This window comes from Microbacterium sp. Soil_C_42 (assembly GCF_057656735.1).
Genome location: NZ_JBDGJU010000028.1, coordinates 30,237 through 49,146, shown reverse-complemented (window position 1 = coordinate 49,146; position 18,910 = coordinate 30,237). Strand labels below are relative to the sequence as shown.

The window sequence follows — 18,910 nt, the reverse complement described above, 5'->3', positions numbered from 1 at the left end:
GGCGTGGGCGACGCGGTCGAGGTCGCCGGCGCGATCGTCGCCGCGGCGACCGACGACGCCAAGGCCCTCACCGCGGAGCGCGACGAGGCGGAGCGCGCGGGCCTGCTGCGCACCCTCGGCATCGCGGAAGGGGCCGCGGTGCCGCCCGCCGTGCGGTCGCAGCTGTCGGCGCTCGAGGACGAGCAGAAGCGCCGCGCCACACGCAGCCTGCGCGACGGCATCGACCGTGTGCTCACCGACCTCGAGTCGATGTTCCGCGACGTGCTGCTGCTGCAGTTCGGCCGCGACGCCGACCTCATCAACCGCGAGCTCGAGCCCGACCTGCGGGCTCTCGCCGCCGCGTGGACGCCCGAGCGCACGCTCACGGTCGTCGACCGCATCGGCGTCACCCGCGAGAACCTCGAACTGAACGCCGCGCCGGCCCTGGCGCTCGAGAGCATGCTCGTCACCGTCGCGAGCGGAAGGATCCCGTGAACCCGCCCCGCCCCCGCCGACTTCGTCGCGCTCTCGCCGTCGTCGTCGGCCTGGTCGCAGGATCCGTCATCCTCAGCGGCTGCCTGTCGGCGATGATCCCCGACTCGTCGCCGCGTCCGAGCTCGAGCAAGGCGGCCGACACCGACGGGGTCGCCGAGAACCTCCTGCCGTACTACGAGCAGCCGCTCGAATGGTCCAGCTGCGACGAGACGTTCGACTGCGCCACGGTCACCGCGCCCCTCGACTGGGCCGACCCGACGAAGGGCGATATCGAGCTGTCGGTCATCCGCAGCCGTGCCGAAGGCACTGACGAGCCGATCGGGTCCCTGCTGACCAATCCCGGCGGACCCGGCGCCAGCGGTGTCGACCTGATCCGCGACTCGGTGTCGTTCGCGGTGAGCGAGCCGGTGCGCCGGCAGTTCGACGTCATCGGCTTCGATCCGCGCGGCGTCGGCGCGTCGACCGCGGTGACCTGCTACGACGCGGCCGATATGGACGCGTACCTGTTCGACATCCCCGAGGGCGCCCGCGGGACGGAGGCCTGGGCCGACGACCTTCTCGCCCGGCACCAGAGCTTCGGCGAGGCCTGCGACCAGAACAGCGACGGCATCCTCCCGTACATCACCACCGAGAACTCCGCCCGCGACATGGACCTGCTGCGTGCGGTGCTCGGCGACACGGAGTTGAACTACCTCGGTTACTCGTACGGCACGTTCCTCGGCGCGACGTACGCGAAGCTGTTCCCCGAAAAGGTGGGACGACTCGTGCTCGACGGCGCCGTCGACCCCTCGGTGTCGAACCTCGACGTCAACGTGACTCAGGGCATCGGGTTCGAATCGGCTTTGCGCGCATACATGGCGGACTGCCTCACCGACAAGGAGTGCCCGTTCCGCGGCACCGTCGACGAGGCGATGGCCGACCTCGGAACGCTGCTCGCGAGCGTCGACCGCGACCCGATCCCGAACGCCGACGGCCGCCAGCTCGGCTCCGATTCACTGATGACAGCGATCGTCGCCGCGCTCTACTCGCCGGACAGCTGGGGTTACCTCACGATGGCGCTGACCGACGTGCTCCAGGGCAACGCCGACATCGCGTTCCAGCTGGCGGACTTCTACTACGACCGCCAGGGCGGCACGTACACCGGCAACCAGACCGAGGCGTTCCGCGCCTACAACTGCATGGACTACCCCACGGGTGCCACCGATGAGGACCTGGCGGCGGCCGAGGCGACCCTCGCCGAGAAGGCGCCCACGATCGCGCCCTACTGGTTCGGACCCGACCCCTGCGAGGTGTGGCCGTACCCGCCCACCGGCGTGCGCGAGCGCATCACCGCCGAGGGCGCCGCGCCGATCGTCGTGGTGGGCACCACGAACGACCCGGCGACGCCGTACGAGTGGTCGGTGTCGCTGGCAGATCAGCTCTCCTCCGGTGTGCTGGTGACGCGCGTCGGCGAGGGCCACACCGGGTACAACAAGGGAAACTCGTGCGTCGACTCGGCGATCGAGACGTACCTGCTCGAGGGCACGCCCCCGCAGGATGGGCTGCGCTGCGAGTGAACTGACGAACGACAGAAGCGGATGCCGCGATCTCAGGGTCGCGGCATCCGCTTTCTGCTTGCGAGGTCGTGGTCGTCAGCGGCGCAGCACGCGGCGGGCGAGCGCGTTGCCGAGGAACTGCACCAGCTGCACGATCACGATGATCACGAGCACCGCGGCCCACGTGACCGCCGGGTTGAACTGCTTGAAGCCGTAGACGATCGCGAACTCACCGAGTCCGCCCGCCGCGACGGCGCCCGCGATCGCCGTCATGTCGACGAGGGCAACGACGATGAACGTGTAGCCGAGGATGAGCGGGCCGAGCGCTTCGCGGGGGAGCAGGCGCAGGAGGATCCGCGAGCGGCTCGCTCCCGTGGCGCGGGCGGCCTCGATCACGCCGGGACGCACCGTCAGCAGGTTCTGCTCGACGATGCGGCTGATCGCGAAGAGCGACGCGATGGTGATCGCGAAGATGCCGAACTCGGGACCGATGCCCGGGATGCCGAGGCTGCGCGCGATCGGCTGCACGGCCGCGAGCAGGATCACGAACGGGATCGGCCGGAAGAAGTTCACGATGACGTTGATCGTGCCGAACAGGAACCGGTTGGGGAACAGGCTGCCCGGCCTCGTCGCGTACAGCGCGAGCCCGACGAAGAGTCCCGCGATGCCGCCGAAGACGAGGCTCAGCGACACCACGTACAGCGTCTCGGCCGTCGCGGCCCACAGCTCGGGAAGAAGGTCGATGAGCCTATCCACGAACGTCCTCCTCGATGAGCGGTGCGAACGCCGAGGCCGCGTCGATGGCCTGCTGCACGGCATCCGTCTCTCCGGTCAGTGCCAGAGTCAGATGCCCGAAGACGCGCCCGCCGATGTCGTTGATGCCGCCGTGCACGAGTTCGAAGCGCACGCCGCGCGACGACAGCGCGGCGAAGACGTCGGCCTGCGTGACGTCGCCGTCGCGGATCGTGAACGTCACGATGCGCCCCGGGTGGCGGCCGTGCAGCGCGCGCAGCTGGTCGCCGACCGGCACGTCCTCGATGATGCTCGCGACGAAGCGGCGCGTCGCGGCGTGCTGCGGCGACGAGAGCACGTCGAACACGGCGCCGCTCTCGATGATCGCGCCGTCCTCCATCACGACGACGCGGTCGGCGAGGGTGCGGATGACGTCCATCTCGTGGGTGATCACGAGGATGGTCACACCGAGGTCCCGGTTGATGCGCTTCAGGAGCGCGAGCACTTCCTGCGTGGTGTCCGGGTCGAGGGCGCTCGTCGCCTCGTCGGCGAGCAGGATGCGCGGGTTCGTCGCGAGCGCGCGGGCGATGCCGACGCGCTGCTTCTGCCCGCCCGAGAGCTGCTCGGGGTAGTTCTTCGCCTTGTCGGCGAGGCCGACGAAGCGCAGCAGCTCGTCGACGCGCGCCGCGATCTCGGCGCGCGGGCGACGCGCGACCTCGAGCGGGTAGGCGATGTTCTTCGCGACCGTGCGGGAGTCGAAGAGGTTGAACTGCTGGAAGATCATGCCGATGTCGCCGCGCAGCTCGCGCAGTTCGCGCTCGCGCAGGTGCGTGATGTCACGGCCGTCGATCTCGACGGTGCCGGAACTCGGCGTCTCGAGCGCGTTCACGAGCCGCAGCACGGTGCTCTTGCCGGCACCGGAGTAGCCGATGATGCCGCACACCTCGCCGGCCGCGATGTCGAGCGAGATGTCGTCGACGGCGACGACAGGCGCGCCGTCTTTGGATGCCGGCGGGAAGGTCTTGGTCACGCCGGTCAGGCGGATCAGGGTCATGAATGCTCCTCGGCGGAACGCGCGTGTGCGGCCCGCGCGCACGAGGTGCACGCGGACCGCACAGGCGAGTGCCGCGAAATGGCGGCTGTTACGAGTTGGCGCGGATGTCGTCCTCGACGTCGGTGAGCGACGTCACGAGCTCGTCCACCGGGGTCTTCACGAGGACGGCGGTGCCGCCCGACGCCTCGACGACGCCATCGAGGACGTCCTGCGTGTTCTGGTAGATCTCGACGAGCTTGAGGTACGTCGGGTTGTCGGCGTCCTCGGCCTTCGCCGCGAAGATGTTGATGTACGGGAACGCGCTCGGGTCGGTCGGGTCGTCCGTGGCGATGGCGTCCTCGGGGGCGAGGTCGGCGTCCGCGAGGAAGTCGTTGTTCACGATCGCCGCCGCCACGTCGGGAAGCGACGTCGCGGTGAAGGCGGCGTCGAGCGCTTCGACCTTGACCTTCGACTCGGGCAGCACGTCGGCGACGGTCGAGAAGACCGAGCCGCCGTCCTTCAGCTCGATGAGGCCGGCCGACTGGAGAACGAGGAGGCCGCGCGCCTGGTTCGACTCGTCGTTGGGAACGGCGACCGTGGAGCCCTCGGGGATGTCGTCGGTCGACTCGTACTGCGACGAGTACAGACCGAGCGGGTAGATCGCCGTGGCGCCGATCGGCTGGAGGTCGTCGTCGCTCTGCACGTTGTAGGTCGCGAGGTAGATGATGTGCTGGAACTGGTTCAGGTCCAGCTCGCCCGCCGAGAGCGCGGGGTTCGGCTGCGTGTACTCGCTGAAGTTGACGAGCTCCACCTCGATGCCCTCGTCCGCGGCGGCCTCCTTGTAGGTCTCCCAGTACGGGTCGCCGGAGTCGACGACGCCGATGCGGACGACCTCGTTCTCGTCGGAGGTGCCGGAGGCGGCATCCGTTCCGGTTCCCGCGCAGCCGGCGAGAAGGAGGGCGAGGGGAAGCGCGAGCGCTGCTGCGGCGGTGAGCTTCTTGGACGTGGACATGTGAGTGCTCCTGTGGATCGAGGCCCGTCTCGGGCTTGTGACCGCGCGCACGATCCACGGACCGCGCACGCTTCGTCGCGGACCGGCTTCGAACCTACGTGGGGTGATGCGCCATCTCGAACCGGGCGTAACACGTCGACACCGAGTCCGTCAGGAAGTGGCATCCAGTCCGGGACGGATGCCTCGGCCGTCCTGGTTCGCGAGCACCCGCGAGACCCTGTAAGATCGTTGCTTGTGCGTCGCGCAAGCGAGGCCCGCCACCTTAGCTCAGTCGGCAGAGCGAATCACTCGTAATGATTAGGTCAAGGGTTCGATTCCCTTAGGTGGCTCCGAACGGGAACGGCCGCGCACAGCGGCCGTTTTCCGTATGCGAAGGAGGGTGGTGCGGTGCCTCAGGCGATCGACGCTCTCGCCGAGATCTTCTCGTGGATCGGATTCGGCGTCGGCGCCCTCCTCGCCGGCGTCGCGCTCATCATGTATCTGTTCGACGGCACGTGGCTGCCGGTGCGCGCGGTCGTCGAGAGCGGTCCGAACGGCCGGCTCGTCCGCTGGTTCGACGAGGACGGCGGCGTCGGCGAGGCGCACCTCACCCACGAGCAGGACCACCGCATCGGCGACGCCGACATGGCCGACATCTTCGTGCGCCGCGGGTCGCGGAACCGCATGCGGCTGACCCACGGTTCCCCCGCAGTGCGGGCGGTCACGCGACTCGCGATCGGGATGCTCGCACTCGGCGTCGTGGCGCTGGTGACGTCCCTCGTCATGCTGTTCGTGCGGGGCTGATCCGCCGATCCCGTCTGCGGCCGGGGCTCACGCGACGGCGAGCATGCCCCCGGCGGTCAGTGCGAGGCCGAGACCGATCCACTGCACCGTGGCGACGCGCTCGCGCAGCACGATGGCGGCGAGCAGGATCGTGCCGGCGGGGTAGAGCGCGGTGAGCGCCGACACGACGGCCAGGTCCCCCGTGCGCAGCGCGAACAGCGCCAGGGCGTTGGCTGCGGCATCCGCGATCCCGCATGCGATCGCCAGCCACCACGCCTGACGCGTCGAGGCGACGACCCGCCCGACACCTGTCGTCGCGTGCTCGAGGTCTGCGTGTCCACTCGGCGTCGCGCCCAGGGGGAGCCCGGCGACGGAAAGGACAGAGCGGGCACGCTCACCGCGGCGCAGGGCGGCGAGGGCCAGTATCCCGACGATGACACCCGTCACGACGGCGCTCGTCGCGCGACTCGTCAGGAGCGGCACGAGTCCGCTGTCGTCCGAGGTCTGGTCGAGCACGATGAGGAACGCACCGATCGCGAGGCCCGCGCCGACCGCCATCGCCAGTCCCCGGGCGCTCGGCCGGACGATCTTCTCGCCGGGGATGAAACCCACGAGCACGACGGCGACGAGTGCCACGCCGAGGCCGGCGTACCCGAGGGGTGCGAGCGCGTCGCCGTTCACGAACAGCCCCCACAGCATCGGGGCGACGGCCGACACGACCGCGGTCAGCGGCGACAGGATGCTCATCGGCCCGATCGCGAGGCAGGCGTACAGGAGTGCGATCGCGACCACGCTGAAGACGCCGCCGAGCACCCCCCACGCCACGTCGGGTGCCGACCACACGCCGCCGAACAGTGGCTGGGCGACGAGCAGGGCCACGAGACCGGAGAGCGCGGCGACCGCCGTCACCACGATCGAGCGCAGGCGTCGGGCGGCGAGGCCGCCCAGGAAGTCCGCTGCGCCGTAGACGATGGCGCCCACGAGGGCGATGGCGGCGGAGATCATCGCGACCCAGCATAGGAGCGCGGCGAACGACATCGATCAGGCGACCTGATGTCAAGTGTCGAACTGATGCCAATTCGCTAGATAAGCTAGCGATATGACCTCGGCTCACCACGCGAACCGTCGCCCCTCGGGCTGGCTGCGGATCGGGATCCCCGCTCTCCTCGTGCTCATCTGGCTGACCGTGGGATCCATCGGCGGCCCGTACTTCGGCAAGGTCGACGAGGTGTCGAGCAACGACCGCTCGTCGTTCCTCCCCGAGAGCGCCGACGCGACGCAGGTGAACGAGCGGCTCGCCGGGTTCCTCGGCGGCGAGAGCATCCCCGCGGTGGTCGTGGTGACGGGCGACGGTGAGCTCTCGGACGACGACATCGCCGACGTGCAGGCGCTCGCCGACGACATCGCCGAGGTCGAGGGGGTGCAGGAGGACGTGTCGCCGCCGATCCCGTCTGATGACGGCGAGGCGGTGCAGATCTTCGTTCCCATCGACGCCTCGGGTGAAGTGGGATCGACCGTCGAAGAGATCCGCTCGCTCGTCGCCGAGGACCTGCCGATCGGGCTCGAGGGCTGGGTCACCGGTCCTGCCGGCTTCACCGCCGATCTCGCCGAGGGCTTCCTGGGGATCGACGGCCTCCTGCTGGGCGTCGCGCTGATCGCGGTTTTCCTGATCCTCGTGATCGTCTACCGCTCGCCGCTGCTGCCGGTGCTGGTGCTCCTGACGTCGGTGTTCGCGCTGTGCGTGGCGCTGCTGACGGTGTGGTGGCTCGCGTACGCCGGCATCGTCGTGCTCAACGGGCAGGTACAGGGCATCCTGTTCATCCTCGTGATCGGCGCGGCGACCGACTACGCCCTCCTGTACGTCGCCCGGTTCCGCGAATCCATCGCGACCGGGATGTCGAAATGGGATGCCACGCTCTCCGCGTGGCGCGGAGCCTTCGAGCCGATCCTCGCCTCGGGCGGCACGGTGATCGCCGGCCTGCTGTGCCTGCTGCTCTCCGATCTCGCGACCAACCGTGCGCTCGGACCGATCGCGTCCATCGGGATCGCGTTCTCGATGCTGTCGGCGCTGACCTTCCTGCCGGCGCTCCTGGCGCTGTTCGGGAGAACCGCCTTCTGGCCCTTCATTCCGAAGAAGCCGATCGCGATGATCCCCGACGACCTCACGCAGCCGGTCAAGGGCCTCTGGCCGCGCCAAGCGCGGTTCGTCGCCCGGCACGCGCGCGTCGTGTGGATCGCATGCACGATCGTGCTGCTCGCGGGCGCCGTCGGCATCACGCAGCTCAAGGCCGACGGTGTGCCGACGAGCGATCTCGTGCTCGGCTCCTCCGAGGCGCGCGACGGCCAGGAGGTCCTCGCCGAGCACTTCCCTGCAGGCTCCGGCTCGCCGGTGTACGTGATCGTGCCCGAAGAGGACCTCGCCGACGCGGTCGGCGTCGTCGAGGCATCGGACGGGATCGAGTCCGTGTCGGTCGCCTCGGACGACTCCCCGACGGGGCAGGCAGAGGTCACGGTCGAGGACGGCGAGCCGGTGTTCACCGCAGTCGGCCCGCCCGGCACGCCCGCGCCCACGCCGACGGTGTCCGAGGGCGACGTGCTCGTGATCGGGACGCTGACGGATGCTGCCGACTCCGTCGCCGCGGAGGACACCGTCCGTGACCTCCGCGCCGACCTCGACGAGACGCTCGGCGCCGGCACCGCGGTCGTCGGCGGCGAGACGGCCACCGACATCGACACCAATGACACGTCGACGCGCGACCGCACGGTGATCATCCCGGTGATCCTCGCGGTGATCCTCGTCATCCTGATGCTGCTGCTGCGCTCGCTCCTGGCGCCCGTGCTGCTGATCGGCACCGTGATCCTCTCGTTCGCGACGGCGCTCGGCGTCAGTGCGCTGGTCTTCAACGAGGTGTTCGGCTTCCCGGGGGCCGATCCGGCCGTGCCGCTGTACGGCTTCGTGTTCCTCGTGGCGCTCGGCGTGGACTACAACATCTTCCTGATGTCACGGGTGCGTGAGGAGTCCCTCGTCCACGGGACGAGAGCCGGCATCCTCCGCGGCCTCGTCGCCACCGGCGGGGTGATCACCTCGGCGGGACTCGTGCTCGCGGCGACGTTCGCGGCGCTCGGCGTCATCCCGATCCTGTTCCTCGCGCAGATCGCGTTCATCGTCGCCTTCGGCGTGCTGCTCGACACGTTCATCGTGCGGTCGCTGCTCGTGCCGGCGCTCTCCTACGACATCGGCAAGGCGATCTGGTGGCCGTCGAAACTGTGGCGGCGGGACATCGGCCCTTCGGCAGCGTCAGGGACCGCGAGCGTCGCTGAGCCCGCGCAGCCGGTCGCCGAGTCTGCCGACGCGCTGCCCACCGAGACTGATCCCGAGCTCGTGGCGGGCGACGGGCACCCTCTCACGCGCGATGAGTACAGGCGTACGCTCGAACCATGAGCAAGGCGCTGTTCATCGTCGACGTCCAGAACGACTTCACCGAGGGCGGTGCGCTGGGCGTCGAGGGCGGGGACGCCGTCGCGCAGCGCATCTCGGAGTTCCTCGTCACCCATGCCGAGGACTACGCCGTGATCGTCGCCTCGCGCGATTGGCACCACGCCGAAGGCGACAACGGCGGGCACTTCCACCCGGACCCGGACTTCGTCGACACGTGGCCGGCCCATTGCGTGAGCGGTACCGAGGGCGCGGAGTACGACCCCGGCCTCGACACGTCGGCGGTGACCCACCACGTCAAGAAGGGGCAGGGCAAGCCCGCGTACTCGCTGTTCGAGGGCACGACCGATGACGGCGTGACCGTCGCGCACCTCCTCGAGGAGCACGGCGTGGTCGACGTCGACGTCACCGGCATCGCGACCGACTACTGCGTGCGCGCGTCGGCGCTCGATGCCATCGAGCACGGCCGTCACGTCCGCGTCCTCACCGACCTCATCGCCGGCGTCGCGACGGAATCCAGCGATGCGGCGCTCGCCGAGCTCGCGCACGCCGGAGCCGAACTGCGGCCGTCGGCGCTCGAGGGCGGTGACTGAACCGCGGCGCCGGCCTCGAGCGCGCACGCGCGACCCACCGCCCGCACCGCGCCCGTCTGAGGCCGGCGACCCGCTACTCTCGGGCTCGTGACCGAGATCCGCCCCCTCGCCCCTGCCGACCGCGACGCCTGGCTCCCGCTCTGGCGGGGCTACATCGAGTTCTACGAGTCCGAAGTGTCGGACGAGCAGACCGCGCTGACGTGGAACCGCCTCCTCGACCCGCAGTTCCCGATCCATGGGGCGGTCGCGACCGTCGACGGGCGCGCCATCGGCTTCGTCCACTGGCTCACGCACGCGGCCACGTGGTCGGCGGCGCCGTACGTGTACCTCGAGGACCTCTTCGTCGCCCCCGACACGCGCGGCAGCGGCGCGGGTCGCGCCCTCATCGCCCACGTGACCCAGTGGGCGCGCGCACACGGCGCGGCGAAGGTGTACTGGCTCACGCAGGAGACCAATGCCACCGCGCGGGCCCTCTATGACCGCGTCGCGACGCACACCGGCTTCGTGCACTACGAGATCGGGCTCGGCCGATGAGCGCCTCGGGCCCGACGGAGCGGAGCACCGGCGACCTCGTCGCGACGCTGCTCCTGATCGGGTTCTCGGTCGGCGCCGCGGTGGTGCTCTTCTTCGTCTCGCTCGCGTGGGCCATCGGCAACCACGACAACACGGTGGCGATCGTGCTGGGCGGCTACCTGCCGCTGGCGCTCGCCGTGATCGGCGCCGTCGCGGGAATCGTCGCGCTGTCGCGGAAGCATCGCGCGTTCTGGTACCCGTTGATCGCCCTCGTGCTCAGCATCGTCGCCTGGGTCGTGGCCGCCTCGATCGCCCGCTGACCGGGCGCCACCGCGTCGCTCAGGTCGCCGCGCGCCGCTGCCGCCGGGCCAGGAAGATCACGAAGCCCAGCGCGACCAGGGCGGTGAGGCAGAGCAGGCTGAGACCGATCGTGTAGCTGTGGGCTTCGGCGTTGTAGGTCGCGCCCATCACGAGCGGCGGGAAGTAGCCACCGAGCCCGCCCGCGGCACCCACGATTCCCGTGACGGTGCCGACCCGCTCGGCCGGTGCGCGCTGCGCCACCCACGTGAACACCGCGCCGGTGCCGAGTCCGAGGAAGAGCGCCATCAGGACGAACGACGCCCCCGCTGCGAGCTCGGGAGGCGGTTGCAGCGCGATCACCACCGCCATCACGGCCGCGCCGCCGAGCGAGATGCTGAGCACGGTCGCCGGGCCGATGCGGTCCGACAGCCAGCCGCCGACCGGTCGTGCGATCACCGCGGCGATCGCGAAGCCCGCCGTGCGGGCGCCGGCGTCGGCGAGGTCGTACCCGTAGACCTCCTTGAGGTAGGTCGGGAGGTACGTCGAGAAGGCGACGAAGCCGCCGAAGGTCACGGCGTAGAGGAACGCCATCTGCCACGTGACGGCGAGCTTGGACGCCGCCTTGAGCTTGGGCATGACAGGCGCGGTGTTCGGCTTCCACAGCGGCGAGTCCCGCATGAAGAGCCAGACGATGACCGCGACCACGAGCAGCGCGCCCGCGATGATGAGGTGCGTGGCGACGTAGCCGAACCACGCCACCATGCGGGGCGTGAAGAACGACGACAGCGCGGTGCCGCCCATGCCGGCGCCGAAGAGGCCCGTGGCGAAGCCACGCTTGGCCGGCTCGTACCAGGCGTTCACGAAGGGGATGCCGATCGCGAAGGTCGTGCCGGCGATGCCGAGCAGGAACCCGAAGGCGATCATGAGCGCATACGACCCCCACACTCCGGCGAGGGCCACCAGCACCACGGGCACGGCAGACACCGCCGTCAGGACCGTGAACATCAGGCGCCCGCCGAAGCGGTCGGTGAACGCCCCGGTGAGGATGCGGCCGAGCGATCCGACCAGCACCGGCGTCGCGATGAGCAGCGACGCCTCCGTCGAGGTCAGCCCCATCTCGGCCGTGTACTGCACCGCGAGCGGCGCGACCAGGTTCCACGCCCAGAACGTGATGGTGAAGGCCAGCAGTGCCAGCAGGAGGTTCTTCGTGCGGCCGGGCAGTTCCTGGGTCCCGGTCGCGGCGGGGGCTTCAGCTGGGCCCCCGCCCCCGGAGGCTCGCCGCGGCGCGCCAGCGCCGTGGGGAGGGGGAGTGGGGACCGTCGTCATCGTCGTGTGCCTCTCGTCTTGCCTGCGGTGGTCGCCTTGCGGTCCGGGGTGCGGTCGGTGGTGCCCACGGGCGCCCAGCCGCGCCGGATTCCGCGCGCCGTCGTCGGTCGCCCGTCGCGTGAGCGGTAGACGATGTACGGGCGGAACAGGTAATGCACCGGCGCTGTGAACGCATGCACGAGCCGGGTGAACGGCCAGATCATGAACAGCACCATGCCGATCACGGTGTGGATCTGGTAGTCGAGCGACGCCTCGCTCATCGCGGCGATGTTCGGCTGGACGACGAACAGCGACCGGAACCACGGCGAGACGGTGTCGCGGTAGGTGAGCTCCTGGTGTGGCCCGATGACTCCCAGCACCGTGGTCGCGAGGCCCGCGACGATGGCGGCCACCAGCACGACGTACATGGTCTTGTCGTTCTTCGTCGTGGCCATGAACACCGGTCCGGTGGTGCGGCGGCGGTAGATCAGGATGCCGATGCCGACGAGCGTCGCGATTCCCGCCACGGTGCCGAGACCCAGCGCGGCGAGGTGGTACATCTCATCCGAGACGCCGAAGAAGTCGGTCCATGCCTTGGGGATCACGAGGCCGATGACGTGGCCGATGATCACGACGAGGATGCCGAAGTGGAACAGCGGCGAGCCGATGCGCAGCAGCCGCGATTCGTAGAGCTGCGACGAGCGCGTGGTCCAGCCGAACTGGTCGTAGCGATAGCGCCAGATCGTGCCGCCGACGAGCACCGCGACCATGACGTAGGGGAGGATGCCCCATAGGAACAGGTCCATCAGCGCCTCCCCACCGGCTCGAGCGGCAGCAGCCGCGGGTCGTGGGCGTCGAGGCCGACGGACTCGCGCGGCGGTCCGGCGGCTGCCATCGCCATCGCCTGCTGGCGGTCGGCGGGGGAGCGCCCGGGAAGCGTGTCGCACACCGCCGCGACGATGCCGGCGTACGGCGACCCGCGATCGGCGAGGGCGAGGCGGATGAGTTCGAGACTGGGCCGGTACTCCTGCAGCAGCGCCGCACCGTCGCCCGGCGCGTGCCGTGCGTACTCGAGCACGAGCGGCAGGAAGTCGGGCAGCTCGCCGGTGCCGTCGATCGTGAGCCCGGCTTCGCGGTACCGCCGATTCAGATCGGCGAGCACCGCGCCGCGCCGGCGCGTGTCGCCGTCGGTCCAGTAGCTCAGGTACAGCGCGTGGCGCCGTGACATGTCGAACGTGTCGACGTACACGGTCTGCACCGCGGGCGCCGGCGTCTTCTCCCACCACTCGAGGAGCGGGGCGAAGGATGCTGCCGCCCGAGGCGCCGCCTCCGACAGGGCGGGGCCGATCAGCGCCGCTGAGCCGAGCACGCCGTCATCCGGATAGCTCAGGCAGAGCGACGCCGCCTGGTAGACCACCCGGACGTTCACGACGAGCCTCCTGCCGAGGCATCCGGAGCCGCATCCTTCGGCGGGAAGAGACCGGGCGGTGCGCCGTTGCCGTCCCAGTTGAGGAGGTTGACGCGGCCGCGCAGCGACTCGGCGCTGGCGGCGGTGTCGGCGCTCTGGCGCTCCTTGAGGGCGTGGAAGGTCTCGACCGCCACCGGGACGGGCCGGCCGCTGGCCTCGCCGAACATGCCCGACTCGTTACCGTACGGGCCGCCGTCGAAGTCGAGCGAGCAGCCCAGCTCCTCGAGCTCGTGCGCGCGCTCGTAGTGGGCGGTCGGGATGACGTAGCGGTCCTCGTACTTGGCGATCGCGAGCAGCCGGTACATCGCGTAGATGGACTCGCCGGTCATGCCGACGGCGGCGGGGATCGACTCGTCGCGATCGCGCTCGAGCGTGATGTCGCGCAGGTACGAGCGCATCGCGGCGAGGCGCCACAGCACCCCCGTGATGATGTCGGTGTCACCGGCGGTGAAGAGCTCGGCGAGATACTCCACGGGGATCCGGAGCGCCTCGATCGCGCCGAACAGGGTGCCGGCGGCCTCGGAGTCGTGGCCCTGGTCGCGCAGCAGGTCGACGATCGGCGACAGCGGCGGGATGTACCAGACCATCGGCATGGTGCGGTACTCGGGGTGCAGCGGCAGCGCCACCCGGTACGTCTTCGCCAGGGCGTAGACGGGGGAGCGGCGCGCGGCATCCATCCAGTCCTCGGGGATGTCGCCCTGCGCGCGGGCCGCCGCGATCACCTCGGGGTCGTTCGGGTCGAGTATGAGGTCGAGCTGCGCCTCGTACAGGTCCTTCGGATCGGGTGTCGAGGCCGCCTCCGTGACGCGGTCGGCGTCATAGAGGAAGAGGCCGAGGTAGCGCAGGCGCCCGACGCACGTCTCAGAGCAGACGGTGGGGATGCCGACCTCGAGGCGCGGGTAGCACAGCGTGCACTTCTCGGCCTTGCCGGTCTTGTGGTTGAAATAGATCTTCTTGTACGGGCAGCCGGTGATGCACTGGCGCCAGCCGCGGCAGCGGTCCTGGTCGACGAGCACGATGCCGTCCTCGGCGCGCTTGTAGATCGCGCCCGACGGGCACGACGCCATGCACGACGGGTTCAGGCAGTGCTCGCAGATCCGCGGCAGGTAGAACATGAACGTCTTCTCGAACTGCAGCTTGATCTTGTCTTCGGACTCGCGCCGTACGCGCTCGACGATCGGGTCGAGATGGCCCATCTCGCTCGCGCCGCCGAGGTCGTCGTCCCAGTTCGCCGACCACGTGATCTTCGTGTCCTCGCCGGTGATGAGCGACTTCGGCCGGGCGACGGGGAAGTCGTCGCCGAGGGGTGCGTCGATGAGCGTCTCGTAGTCGTAGGTCCAGGGCTCGTAGTAGTCCTCGAGCTTCGGCTGCACCGGCGATGAGAAGATCGAGAACAGGCGCTTCAGGCGGCTGCCCGTGCGCAGCGACAGGCGGCCGCGCTTGTTGAGCGTCCAGCCGCCGCGCCACTGCTCCTGGTCCTCGTAGCGGCGCGGGTAGCCCTGGCCCGGACGCGTCTCCACGTTGTTGAACCACACGTACTCGGTGCCGGCACGGTTCGTCCACGCCTGCTTGCACGTGACCGAGCAGGTGTGGCATCCGATGCACTTGTCGAGGTTCATGACCATGCCCATCTGGGCCATCACGCGCATCAGAACACCACCTCCTGCGAGCGACGGCGCACCGTCGCCACCATGTCGCGCTGGTTGCCGGTCGGGCCGAGGTAATTGAACGCATAGGACAGCTGGGCGTACCCGCCGATGAGGTGCGTCGGTTTGACCAGCAGCCGCGTGACGGAGTTGTGGATGCCGCCGCGCCGGCCCGTCGCCTCGGACTTCGGCACGTCGATCGTGCGCTCCTGCGCATGGTGCACGTAGACGACGCCGGTGGGCATGCGATGCGACACGATCGCCCGCGCCACGAGCACGCCGTTCGAGTTCACGCACTCGACCCAGTCGTTGTCGGCGGCACCGATGGCGGCGGCGTCCGCCGGACTCATCCAGACGGTGGGGCCTCCACGCGACAGCGACAGCATGAAGAGGTTGTCCTGGTACTCGGAGTGGATCGACCACTTCGAGTGCGGCGTGAGGTAGCGCACCACGACCTGCTGCTCGCCGTTCGGGCCGAGCTTGGGCTCGCCGAACAGTCGGTGCATGTCCAGCGGCGGGCGGTAGATCGGCAGGGCCTCGCCGAGGTCACGCATCCACGCGTGGTCGAGGTAGAAGTGCATGCGCCCGGTGAGGGTGTGGAAGGGCTTGAGCCGCTCGATGTTGACGGTGAACGGCGCGTACCGGCGCCCGCCCGTCTCGGAGCCCGACCACTCCGGCGACGTGATCACCGGCACCGGCGCCGCCTGCGTCATCGCGAACGTGATGCGCTTCTCCTCGGAGCCCTCGGCCAGGTCGGCCAGCGGCTTGCCCACTCTCTTCTCGAGGGTGCGGAAGCCCTGCGAGGCGAGTTCGCCGTTCGTCGTGCCCGAGAACGCCAGGATCGCCTCGGCCATCTTGACGTCGGTGTCCATCGCGGGCCGGCCATCGGCGGCGCCACCGAGCATGACGCCGTTCTTCTGGGCGAGCCGCTCGACCTCGTGCGCCACGTCGTAGGTCACGTTCTTGATCGTGAACCCGAGGCTGTCGGCGAGCGGCCCGACGGCGGCGAGCTTGTCGGCGATCGCGGTGTAGTCGCGCTCCACGACCGTGAACTGCGGCATGGTCCTGCCCGGAATGCCGGCGGTGTCGCCGCGGGCCCAGTCCCGCACCTCGCCGCCGGGCTGCGACGTCTCGCCCGGGGTGTCGTGCTGCATGGGCACGGAGACGAGGTCTCTCCGCGTCCCCAAGTGGGTGCGCGCCTGCGCCGAGAACTCGACGGCGATCGCATGGAACAGGTCGAAGTCGCTCTTCGCCTCCCACGGCGGGTCGATCGCCGGAGTGAACGCGTGCACGAACGGGTGCATGTCGGTCGACGACAGGTCGTGCTTCTCGTACCAGGTCGCGGCCGGGAAGACGACGTCCGACAGCAGCGTCGTCGAGGTCATGCGGAAGTCGGCCGACACGAGCAGGTCGAGCTTGCCCTCGGGGATCTCGTCGTGCCACTTCACGTCGTTCGGGCGCACGCTCGCCTCGTCCGTCGCCATCACGTTGTTGTGCGTGCCGAGCAGGTACTTGAGGAAGTACTCGTTGCCCTTCGCGCTCGATCCCATGAGGTTCGACCGCCACAGCGTGAGCAGGCGTGGCCAGTTCTCTGGCGCGTCGACGTTGGCGATCGCGGGCTGCAGTGCGCCGGAGGAGAGCTGCGCGGCGACGAAGGATGCGGCGTCCGCCGCCTCTCCGTTCGCCACCGCCGCGTCGGCCCGGTCGGCGAGGTCGAGCGGGTTGACGTCGAACTGCGGGTAGAACGGCATCCAGCCGAGGCGCGCGGACTGGGCGATCGTGTCAGCGGTGTGCATGCCGGCGAGGTTGCCCTCGGCGAGCGGCGACGCCAGCGCGTCGGCGGAGTACCCGTCGAAGCGCCACTGGTCGGTGTGCATGTACCAGTACGCGGTGCCGATCATCGTCCGCGGCGGGCGGCTCCAGTCGAGGGCGTTCGCCAGCGACAGCCAGCCGGTGATCGGGCGGCACTTCTCCTGCCCGACGTAGTGCGCCCAGCCGCCGCCGTTGCGCCCCATCGACCCGGTGAGGATCAAGAGCGCCAGGATCGCCCGGTACGTCGCATCGCCGTGGAACCACTGGCAGATGCCGGCGCCCATGATGATCATCGAGCGCCCGTTCGACTCGACCGCGTTCGCGGCGAACTCGCGTGCGATGCGCGTGCACGCCTGAGCCGGCACGCCGGTGATCTCCTCCTGCCACGCGGGCGTGTACGGCGACTCGGCGTCGTCGAGCCCGGTCGGCCAGTCGCCCGGCAGCCCGTCACGGGGGACGCCGTACTGGGCAAGCATCAGGTCGAGGACGGTCGTCACCAGGATGCCGCCCACCCGCGTCGCCGGCACGCCTCGGTGCAGCACGGCTCCCTCGCCGTCGGCGGAGTCGAAGCAGGGGAGCAGAACTTCCACGGCCTCAGGAGTTCCGGTCGCGGAGGGGAGGTCGGCGATGGACAGTGCCGGTTCCACGCCGTCGAGGTCGAGGTTCCAGCGGCCCTCGCCGGACGCGGCATACCGGAAGCCCATCGAGCCGTTGGGCACGCGCGGGGCTCCGGTCGCGGCATCCAGCACCACCGTCTTCCACTCGTCTTCGGGGGTGCCGCCGCCGAGGTCCTTCGACGTGACGAACGTGGCGGGGACATACGCACCGTCGCGCTCGGTGAGCCGCACGAGGTGGGGGAGGTCGGTGTACTGGCGCGCGAAGTCGGCGAAGAACGGCACGCGGCGGTCGACGTAGTTCTCCTTGAGCACCACGTGGCCCATCGCCATCGCGAGTGCCGCGTCGGTGCCGGCCTGGCACGGCAGCCATTCGTCGGCGAACTTCGTGTTGTCGGCGTAGTCGGGGCTGACCGTGACGACCTTCGTGCCGCGGTAGCGCACCTCGGCCATCCAGTGCGCGTCGGGCGTGCGGGTGACCGGCACGTTCGAGCCCCACATCATCAGGTACGTGGCGTCCCACCAGTCGCCCGACTCGGGGACGTCGGTCTGGTCGCCGAACACCTGCGGGCTCGCGACCGGGAGGTCGGCGTACCAGTCGTAGAACGACGTCATCACGCCGCCGACGAGCTGCGTGAAGCGCGTGCCGATGCAGTGCGACACCATCGACATCGCCGGGATCGGCGAGAAGCCCGCGACCCGGTCTGGGCCGTACTCCTTGATCGTGTGCACGTACCCGGCGGCGACGAGCTCGACCGCCTCGCGCCATGACGCGCGCACGAGACCCCCCTTGCCGCGCGCCTGCTGGTAGCGGCGGCGCGTCTCGGGGTTCTTCGTGATCTCGCCGAAAGCGAGCACCGGGTCACCGGTGCGGGCCTTCGCCGCGCGGTATTCCTCGAGCAGCACGCCCCGGATGTACGGGTAGCGCACGCGGGTGGGGGAGTAGGTGTACCACGAAAAAGCAGCCCCGCGGGGACACCCGCGGGGCTCGTACTCGGGACGGTCGGGGCCGACGCTGGGGTAGTCGGTCTCCTGGGCCTCCCACGTGATGATGCCGTCCTTGACGTACACCTTCCACGAACAGGAGCCCGTACAGTTCACGCCGTGCGTCGACCGGACGACCTTGTCGTGGCTCCACCGATCGCGGTAGAACGCGTCGCCCTCGCGCCCGCCCTCGAGGAAGGCGGCACGATGATCGGCGGTTTCGTCCCACCTCGTGAAGAACCGCCCTGCGCGCAGCAAGGCGTCGGAAGCCGGACCGTCCACACCGATCTGGGGCGTCATGACTCGGACCCTAGCGAAACGTCCGGATGTTGCACCAGGGGGGCGCGCCGGAAAACCGACGGCTGGACGGCCGCTCGATCGAGTGGAAGTGGTGCCCCCACAGGGACTCGAACCCTGGACCCACGGATTAACCTGCTGCACTGGGCTTTCCCCAGCCACCGTCTCCGGCTTGCAGTCTGGACTATATCTTCACCTTCGGCCGGACCGGTCAGGTGCGCCGCGTGTAGTCTCTGAGGTTCCCTTGCGGTTACCTGCTGATTACCCAATCCCTCGGATTGTCACTGCCGTCTCCGGCGAGTACCTCGGGCTCTCAGGGCGTCCCAGCATATAGCGGCGGTCATCCGACGCATTTCTGCGCCGGCGCTCCATTTTGTTCTGTTGAAGTCCGTTG

The 18,910-nt window shown here is 69.7% G+C and carries 15 protein-coding genes, 1 tRNA gene and 1 pseudogene; 8 read left to right on the top strand and 9 right to left on the bottom strand.

What is annotated here, in order from left to right:
• Positions 1–474 (top strand): annotated as a pseudogene (locus AC3A46_RS14945) (DNA polymerase III subunit delta'); the annotation flags it as partial.
• The gene (locus AC3A46_RS14940; protein WP_487665899.1) at positions 471–2,030 is read left to right on the top strand and encodes an alpha/beta hydrolase; all 1,560 of its coding nucleotides are present in this window, start codon (positions 471–473) and stop codon (positions 2,028–2,030) included. The pseudogene AC3A46_RS14945 and the gene AC3A46_RS14940, both read left to right, overlap by 4 nt.
• 75 nt (positions 2,031–2,105) lie before the next feature.
• On the opposite strand, the gene AC3A46_RS14935 is transcribed toward AC3A46_RS14940, so the two are convergent.
• From AC3A46_RS14935 to AC3A46_RS14925, 3 genes are all read right to left on the bottom strand, one after another.
• Positions 2,106–2,765 carry a methionine ABC transporter permease gene (locus AC3A46_RS14935; RefSeq protein ID WP_082497028.1) on the bottom strand — a complete coding sequence of 220 codons (660 nt, stop codon included), beginning with the start codon at positions 2,763–2,765 and terminating at the stop codon, positions 2,106–2,108.
• Complete coding sequence (locus AC3A46_RS14930) at positions 2,758–3,795, bottom strand: methionine ABC transporter ATP-binding protein (protein ID WP_487665898.1); 1,038 nt, start codon at positions 3,793–3,795, stop codon at positions 2,758–2,760. Before AC3A46_RS14930 ends, AC3A46_RS14935 begins: the two co-directional genes overlap by 8 nt.
• Before the next feature lie 88 nt (positions 3,796–3,883).
• Positions 3,884–4,786 (bottom strand): MetQ/NlpA family ABC transporter substrate-binding protein, encoded by a 903-nt coding sequence (locus AC3A46_RS14925; protein ID WP_487665897.1) that lies wholly within the window; start codon positions 4,784–4,786, stop codon positions 3,884–3,886.
• Positions 4,787–5,042: 256 nt separating this feature from the next.
• Between AC3A46_RS14925 and AC3A46_RS14920 the strand changes: the two genes are divergently transcribed.
• Together AC3A46_RS14920 and AC3A46_RS14915 are read left to right on the top strand one after the other, a co-directional pair.
• Positions 5,043–5,115, top strand: a tRNA-Thr gene (locus tag AC3A46_RS14920).
• A gap of 58 nt (positions 5,116–5,173) precedes the next feature.
• Complete coding sequence (locus AC3A46_RS14915; protein WP_487665896.1) at positions 5,174–5,569, top strand: hypothetical protein; 396 nt, start codon at positions 5,174–5,176, stop codon at positions 5,567–5,569.
• A gap of 27 nt (positions 5,570–5,596) precedes the next feature.
• Here AC3A46_RS14915 and AC3A46_RS14910 read toward each other — a convergent pair whose 3' ends face one another.
• Positions 5,597–6,553, bottom strand: coding sequence for an EamA family transporter (locus AC3A46_RS14910; RefSeq protein ID WP_487665895.1), 957 nt, complete (start codon positions 6,551–6,553; stop codon positions 5,597–5,599).
• Positions 6,554–6,647: 94 nt separating this feature from the next.
• Between AC3A46_RS14910 and AC3A46_RS14905 the strand changes: the two genes are divergently transcribed.
• The 4 genes from AC3A46_RS14905 to AC3A46_RS14890 all read left to right on the top strand — a co-directional run bounded on the left by AC3A46_RS14905 (position 6,648) and on the right by AC3A46_RS14890 (position 10,410).
• Complete coding sequence (locus tag AC3A46_RS14905; RefSeq protein WP_487665894.1) at positions 6,648–8,990, top strand: MMPL family transporter; 2,343 nt, start codon at positions 6,648–6,650, stop codon at positions 8,988–8,990.
• Entirely contained in the window at positions 8,987–9,577 is a 591-nt protein-coding gene (locus AC3A46_RS14900; protein ID WP_487665893.1) for an isochorismatase family protein, read from the top strand. Before AC3A46_RS14905 ends, AC3A46_RS14900 begins: the two co-directional genes overlap by 4 nt.
• 87 nt (positions 9,578–9,664) lie before the next feature.
• Positions 9,665–10,111, top strand: a complete 447-nt coding sequence (locus tag AC3A46_RS14895; protein ID WP_487665892.1) for an N-acetyltransferase family protein — start codon at positions 9,665–9,667, stop codon at positions 10,109–10,111.
• The gene (locus AC3A46_RS14890; RefSeq protein ID WP_487665891.1) at positions 10,108–10,410 is read left to right on the top strand and encodes a hypothetical protein; all 303 of its coding nucleotides are present in this window, start codon (positions 10,108–10,110) and stop codon (positions 10,408–10,410) included. The genes AC3A46_RS14895 and AC3A46_RS14890 overlap by 4 nt, the downstream gene beginning before the upstream one ends.
• A 19-nt stretch (positions 10,411–10,429) precedes the next feature.
• Here AC3A46_RS14890 and AC3A46_RS14885 read toward each other — a convergent pair whose 3' ends face one another.
• From AC3A46_RS14885 to AC3A46_RS14865, 5 genes are read right to left on the bottom strand one after another with little or no spacing between them, the layout of a single operon-like run.
• Positions 10,430–11,716, bottom strand: coding sequence for a nitrate/nitrite transporter (locus tag AC3A46_RS14885; protein WP_487665890.1), 1,287 nt, complete (start codon positions 11,714–11,716; stop codon positions 10,430–10,432).
• Entirely contained in the window at positions 11,713–12,501 is a 789-nt protein-coding gene (narI, locus tag AC3A46_RS14880) for a respiratory nitrate reductase subunit gamma (RefSeq protein ID WP_487665889.1), read from the bottom strand. Before narI ends, AC3A46_RS14885 begins: the two co-directional genes overlap by 4 nt.
• Entirely contained in the window at positions 12,501–13,124 is a 624-nt protein-coding gene (gene narJ, locus AC3A46_RS14875; RefSeq protein ID WP_487665888.1) for a nitrate reductase molybdenum cofactor assembly chaperone, read from the bottom strand. The genes narI and narJ overlap by 1 nt, the downstream gene beginning before the upstream one ends.
• Positions 13,121–14,812: a nitrate reductase subunit beta gene (gene narH, locus AC3A46_RS14870; protein ID WP_487665887.1), complete on the bottom strand. Its 1,692-nt coding sequence runs from the start codon at positions 14,810–14,812 to the stop codon at positions 13,121–13,123. Before narH ends, narJ begins: the two co-directional genes overlap by 4 nt.
• Positions 14,812–18,519 carry a nitrate reductase subunit alpha gene (locus tag AC3A46_RS14865; RefSeq protein WP_487665886.1) on the bottom strand — a complete coding sequence of 1,236 codons (3,708 nt, stop codon included), beginning with the start codon at positions 18,517–18,519 and terminating at the stop codon, positions 14,812–14,814. Before AC3A46_RS14865 ends, narH begins: the two co-directional genes overlap by 1 nt.
• Between the last annotated feature and the right edge of the window lie 391 nt (positions 18,520–18,910).

Bases quoted from the DNA above. Each gene is read 5' to 3' on its own strand.
- AC3A46_RS14910 (WP_487665895.1), bottom strand. From the start codon at position 6,553: ATGATCTCCGCCGCCATCGCCCTCGTGGGCGCCATCGTCTACGGCGCA.
- narH (WP_487665887.1), bottom strand. From the start codon at position 14,812: ATGCGCGTGATGGCCCAGATGGGCATGGTCATGAACCTCGACAAGTGC.
- AC3A46_RS14905 (WP_487665894.1), top strand. From the start codon at position 6,648: ATGACCTCGGCTCACCACGCGAACCGTCGCCCCTCGGGCTGGCTGCGG.
- AC3A46_RS14885 (WP_487665890.1), bottom strand. From the start codon at position 11,716: ATGACGACGGTCCCCACTCCCCCTCCCCACGGCGCTGGCGCGCCGCGG.
- AC3A46_RS14865 (WP_487665886.1), bottom strand. From the start codon at position 18,519: ATGACGCCCCAGATCGGTGTGGACGGTCCGGCTTCCGACGCCTTGCTG.
- AC3A46_RS14925 (WP_487665897.1), bottom strand. From the start codon at position 4,786: ATGTCCACGTCCAAGAAGCTCACCGCCGCAGCAGCGCTCGCGCTTCCC.
- narI (WP_487665889.1), bottom strand. From the start codon at position 12,501: ATGGACCTGTTCCTATGGGGCATCCTCCCCTACGTCATGGTCGCGGTG.
- AC3A46_RS14900 (WP_487665893.1), top strand. From the start codon at position 8,987: ATGAGCAAGGCGCTGTTCATCGTCGACGTCCAGAACGACTTCACCGAG.
- AC3A46_RS14890 (WP_487665891.1), top strand. From the start codon at position 10,108: ATGAGCGCCTCGGGCCCGACGGAGCGGAGCACCGGCGACCTCGTCGCG.
- AC3A46_RS14930 (WP_487665898.1), bottom strand. From the start codon at position 3,795: ATGACCCTGATCCGCCTGACCGGCGTGACCAAGACCTTCCCGCCGGCA.